The sequence below is a fragment of the Rhodococcus sp. P14 genome (assembly GCF_000256505.1).
Classification (GTDB): Bacteria; Actinomycetota; Actinomycetes; order Mycobacteriales; family Mycobacteriaceae; genus Rhodococcus; species Rhodococcus ruber.
Genome location: NZ_AJFC01000208.1, coordinates 1 through 5078, shown reverse-complemented (window position 1 = coordinate 5078; position 5078 = coordinate 1). Strand labels below are relative to the sequence as shown.

Genomic DNA, 5078 nt, shown 5'->3' with positions numbered 1-5078 from the left:
CGCCCCCCCCCCCAGCCGCTGCCGCAGTCGCAGCCCGCGGCGCCGACCAACGGGCATCCGGCGCCGGTGCCGGCGCCCGCGTCGGAGCCGCTGCCGGGCTTCGGGCAGCCGCCGTACCCGGGCGGACCCCGCCACGCCACCCGGCCCGACTACGGCGCCCCGGCGGGCTGGTCGGCACCCGGTTGGCCGCCTGCCGAGTCCGAGCGGCCGCAGAGCACCTATCCTGGGTATCCGCAATGGACCCAGCCCGCGCGCCCGGCCGACGAGGACGAGCGACAGGCCGAGCGGAACGTGGCTCCCGAGCCACCGCCGACACAGCCGTGGGAGGGGCCGACCGGTCCGCGCTGAACCCGAGTCGAGAAGAGTGGAGGTACGGTCTGGTGTCGGTGAATCACCTGGATTCCGAGGCGGATTCCGTGTCGATCGGCGGTGACGGCGAGCTCCTGCGCAGCCGGGAATCGGGCCGGGCCTTCGATCAGGCTCGCGCGGAGGCGGCCGTGCGGGAACTGCTGATCGCGGTGGGGGAGGACCCCGAGCGCGAAGGGCTGCTCGACACTCCGGCCCGGGTCGCGCGGGCGTACCGGGAGATGTTCGCCGGTCTGTACACCGATCCGGACTCGGTCCTGGACAAGACCTTCGACGAGGGCCATCAGGAACTCGTCCTGGTCCGCGACATTCCGATGTACTCGACGTGCGAGCACCACCTGGTCTCGTTCCACGGGGTCGCGCACGTCGGCTACATCCCCGGTCCCACCGGCCGGGTGACGGGCCTGTCGAAGCTGGCGCGGGTGGTGGATCTGTACGCCAAGCGGCCGCAGGTGCAGGAGCGGCTGACCAGTCAGGTGGCGGATGCGCTGATGCGCAAGCTGGATCCGGTCGGGGTGATCGTGGTCGTCGAGGCCGAGCATCTGTGCATGGCCATGCGGGGCATCCGCAAGCCGGGGGCGAGCACCACGACCTCGGCGGTGCGGGGGTTGCTGCAGACCAACTCGGCGTCGCGTGCCGAGGCCCTGGATCTGATCCTGCGCCGGTGAGCATGCTGCCGAACCCCGGTCGCCCGGTGGTGATGGGTGTGCTGAACGTGACGCGGGATTCGTTCTCGGACGGCGGCCGGTACCTCGACCGCGACGCGGCGATCGCGCACGGCCTGGAACTGCGTGACCTGGGTGTGGACATCGTCGACGTCGGTGGGGAATCCACCCGTCCCGGAGCGGCTCGCGTCGACCCGGAGGTCGAGGCCGCGCGGGTCGCGCCGGTCGTCGCCGCGTTGAGCGCCGCCGGCATTCCCACCAGTGTCGACACCATGCGTGCCTCCGTGGCCGAGGCGGCGATCGAGGCCGGGGTCACCATCGTCAACGACGTCTCGGGTGGACGCGCCGACTCTCGTATGGCCGCGGTCGTGGCCGCGGCCGGCGTGCCGTGGATCCTCATGCACTGGCGACCCGCCGGCGGCTTCGTGCACGCCGGCGGATCCACCCACTACGACGACGTGGTCCGCGAAGTGCGCGGGGAGCTGATGGTGCAGGTGGACGCCGCGATCGCGGCCGGCGTGGATCCGGCGAACATCATCCTCGATCCCGGCCTCGGCTTCGTGAAGGACGCCGACCACAACTGGGAACTGCTGCGCCGCCTGCCCGAGCTCACCGAACTCGGCTACCCGGTGCTGATCGGTGCGTCGCGCAAACGCTTCCTCGGTTCCCTGCTCGCCGCCCCCGACGGCACGATCCGGCCACCCGGTGGCCGCGAGGTGGCCACGGCCGTCGTGTCGGCGCTCGCGGCGGAGCACGGGGCGTGGGGAGTGCGCGTGCACGACGTGCGGGCGTCGCTGGACGCTGTCGCCGTCGTCGGGGCGTGGCAGCGCGGCAGTGCGGCGGGAGGATCGGCGTGAGCGACCGGATCGAACTGCGCGGACTGCGGGTCCGCGGCCACCACGGGGTGTTCGACCACGAGAAGCGCGACGGCCAGGACTTCCTGGTGGACATCGTCGCGTGGCTCGATCTCGCACCGGCTGCGGCGAGCGACGCCCTCGACGACACCCTGCACTACGGCATCCTCGCCGAGCGGGCCGCCGCGATCGTCGCGGGCCCGTCACGCGACCTCATCGAGACCGTTGCCGGTGAGATCGCCGCCGACGTCCTCACCGACCCGCGGGTCACCCGGGTCGAGGTCACCCTGCACAAGCCGTCGGCGCCGATCCCGCTGACCTTCGCGGACGTGGCGGTGGTGGTCGAGCGCACCCGGAGCGGCTCGTGAGCCGGGCGGTGCTGTCCATCGGCTCGAACATCGGGGACCGGACCGCGCACCTGCGCTCGGTCACCGAAGCCCTCGCCGACCGGATCGTGGCCGTGTCGCCGGTGTATTCGACCGCGCCGTGGGGCGGGGTCGAGCAGCAGGACTTCCTCAACGCCGTCGTCGTCGCCGAGGACCCGTCGCTGGACTGCCGCGGCTGGCTCGACCTGGGCCGGCAGCTCGAGGCTGCCGCCGACCGGGTCCGGGAACAGCGGTGGGGTCCGCGCAGCCTCGACGTGGACGTGGTCACCTGCCACGACTCGGACGGCCGCGAGGTTCTCAGCGACGATCCCGAGCTGACCCTGCCGCATCCGCGCGCCCACCTGCGCGCCTTCGTGCTCGTCCCGTGGTGGGACGTCGAACCGCAGGCGACGCTGGTGGTCGACGGCACGCGACGGCCGTTGACGGAGTGGCTCGCGGCTCTCGCCGTCGACGAACGCGAAGGTGTGCGCCGCACCGAGTACCGGCTGGAGCCGCCGCGGTGATGAAGCCGACGCGTATCCGGGATCTGCTGGCGCTGGCGGTGCTCGCCGCCGTCGCGGCATGGCTGCTGGCGCGCGGCCTGTACGGCACGCTGCCGCCGATCCCCGTCTATGCGGGAGCGTCGCTGTATCCGGTCGCGATCGTCGAGGTGGTGCTGGCCTTCATGATCCGTTCCCGCGTCGGCAAGCACGAGATCGGCGACGGGCCGCACCAGTTGCATCCCATCACGGCGGCTCGTGCGGTGGCGCTCGCGAAGGCATCGGCATTGGTCGGTGCGGCCAGCGCGGGCATCTGGGCGGGGTTCCTGCTGTACCTGGTGCCGCAGCGACCGGTGCTCCAGGCCGCGGTCGAGGACAGCGCCGGTGTGATCGTCGGGCTGCTCGCCGGTGTGGCACTCGCGGGTGCCGCCCTGTGGCTCGAACATTGTTGCCGGACACCGGAAGATCCCGACGAGCCGGCGACCTGACGGCGGCGGCGGTCCGGGTGCGCTCGACTTTCGGGTCACGGCGGCCACGCCCAGTAGTCTGGAGCCCATGGGGACTCCGGTGCGAACGAGGAAGGGTCGTCGGCCACGGCGCAGCGCGAGTTCTGTGATCGTGGCGGCACTGCTCGCCCTGGCGCTGATCGCGTCGCTGTTCCTGGTCTTCAGCGACAGCGTCCAGCTGTTGCGTGTCGGGCTGGTGGTCGCGCTGTGGGCTGCCACCGTCGGCGCGATCGCCATGACGAAGTACCGACGCGAGTCGGCACTGGACCGCGCCAAGGTCCGGGATCTGCAGACCGTGTACGAACTGCAGCTCGAACGGGAGATCGCGGCACGCCGCGAGTACGAGCTGACCGTCGAGGAGAAGGTCCGCTCGGAGCTGCGCATCGACGCCGACCAGATGGCGGCCCTGCGGGCCGAGCTCGCTGCGCTGCGACGCAACCTCGAGGTGCTCTTCGACGGCCGGCTGCCCGAGGACCGCGCCGCGTTGTGGGCGGGCCGGGGACAACTGCAGGAGCTCGGCGGCGGGAACTTCCGGGTCACCGCCGCGCCCCGCCCGGCGGGACCGTTCTTCGCGTCGCCCGACGACGAGCCGGTGACCGCCGAGACCACGGTGGTCACCGACGGCGACACGACGACCGCTGTGCCCCGCCGCCCGGCGGGAGCGACGGCTGCTCCCGGCGCGTCGCCGGACCCGCGACGACAGGACGGGACCGGCCCCGAGGACCGGACCGAGGCCGGGACACAGCCGGAGGAACCCGAGGCCGCCGGGACACAGCCGGAGGAACCCGAGGACGCCGGGACACGACCGGAACAGCCCGAGGACGCCGGGACACAGCCGGAGCCACCCGAGGACGGGGCCTCGGACGCGGACGGCGACGCCGAGCCCACGGGCCGGCGCGCCCGGCGACGGCGGGCGGACGACGCGGGCGAGGGCGCGCACAGCCAGGGGCGCACGGTCGCGGAGATCCTCGCTGCCCTGTCCGCCGAGCGCTGAGCCCCCGCCACGGCGGGTGAGGCGCAGATCACGTTCTCTGCCGTGGCCGTGGTCGCTCGCACCGCGCTATCGTCGATCGGAACGTCTGGTACCCGCCGAGCGGGACTGGAACGAACGAGAGGACTCCCGTGACCTCCTTCGGGATCACCAACGAGCCTGCGCCTGCACGACTGACGGTCGGAATCGTTTCCGCCGGGCGGGTGGGCACGGCGATCGGCGCGGCACTCGAACGCGTCGGCCACCTGGTCGTGGCCTGTTCCGCCGTTTCCGAACAGTCCAAGCACCGCGCCCGCACCCGGCTCCCGGACACCGAAATTCTCCCCGTCGACGAGGTCGCCGCTCGCTGCGACCTGCTGCTCCTCGCCGTCCCGGACTCGGAACTCCACGCCCTCGTCCGCGGCCTCGCCGCCACCGGTTCCGTATCGCGCGGCACGATCGTCGCCCACACGTCCGGCGCGAACGGCGTCGGTGTTCTCGCTCCGCTGGCAGACCAGGGCGTCGTGCCGCTCGCCATCCATCCGGCGATGACGTTCACCGGCCACGACGAGGACACCGTCCGGCTCGCGTCGGCGTGCTTCGGCATCACGGCCGCCGACGACGTCGGCTACGCGATCGCCCAGTCCCTCGTGCTCGAGATCGGCGGCGAACCCGTGCGCGTCCGCGAGGAGCGGCGCGCGCTGTACCACGCCGCGCTCGCCCACGGCAGCAACCACCTCGTCACCCTCGTGGTCGATGCGGTGGAGGCGCTGCGGGTGGCGCTCGAGGGTGACGAACTGCTCGGCCAGCAACTCGTCGACGACGCGCCCGGTGGTGTCGCGGAGCGGGTGC

General features: G+C 72.7%; 7 protein-coding genes and 1 pseudogene. All 8 read left to right on the top strand.

The window, feature by feature from the left end; genetic code table 11:
- Positions 1-348: pseudogene (locus OEY_RS31185) on the top strand (ATP-dependent zinc metalloprotease FtsH); the annotation flags it as partial.
- Positions 349-416: 68 nt separating this feature from the next.
- Positions 417-1034 carry a GTP cyclohydrolase I FolE gene (gene folE / locus OEY_RS0114700; RefSeq protein WP_371851040.1) on the top strand — a complete coding sequence of 206 codons (618 nt, stop codon included), beginning with the start codon at positions 417-419 and terminating at the stop codon, positions 1032-1034.
- Positions 1035-1036: 2 nt separating this feature from the next.
- The gene (gene folP / locus OEY_RS0114695; protein WP_085997952.1) at positions 1037-1888 is read left to right on the top strand and encodes a dihydropteroate synthase; all 852 of its coding nucleotides are present in this window, start codon (positions 1037-1039) and stop codon (positions 1886-1888) included.
- Complete coding sequence (gene folB / locus OEY_RS0114690; protein WP_010594615.1) at positions 1885-2253, top strand: dihydroneopterin aldolase; 369 nt, start codon at positions 1885-1887, stop codon at positions 2251-2253. Before folP ends, folB begins: the two co-directional genes overlap by 4 nt.
- Entirely contained in the window at positions 2250-2774 is a 525-nt protein-coding gene (gene folK, locus OEY_RS0114685; RefSeq protein WP_010594614.1) for a 2-amino-4-hydroxy-6-hydroxymethyldihydropteridine diphosphokinase, read from the top strand. The genes folB and folK overlap by 4 nt, the downstream gene beginning before the upstream one ends.
- On the top strand, positions 2774-3238 hold the full coding sequence (locus OEY_RS0114680; RefSeq protein ID WP_017681654.1) for a DUF3180 domain-containing protein: 465 nt from the start codon (positions 2774-2776) through the stop codon (positions 3236-3238). The genes folK and OEY_RS0114680 overlap by 1 nt, the downstream gene beginning before the upstream one ends.
- A 124-nt stretch (positions 3239-3362) precedes the next feature.
- Positions 3363-4250: a DUF6779 domain-containing protein gene (locus OEY_RS0114675; protein WP_010594612.1), complete on the top strand. Its 888-nt coding sequence runs from the start codon at positions 3363-3365 to the stop codon at positions 4248-4250.
- 128 nt (positions 4251-4378) lie between these two features.
- The coding region (locus OEY_RS0114670) for a Rossmann-like and DUF2520 domain-containing protein (RefSeq protein ID WP_010594611.1) at positions 4379-5078 on the top strand (700 nt) is incomplete at its 3' end.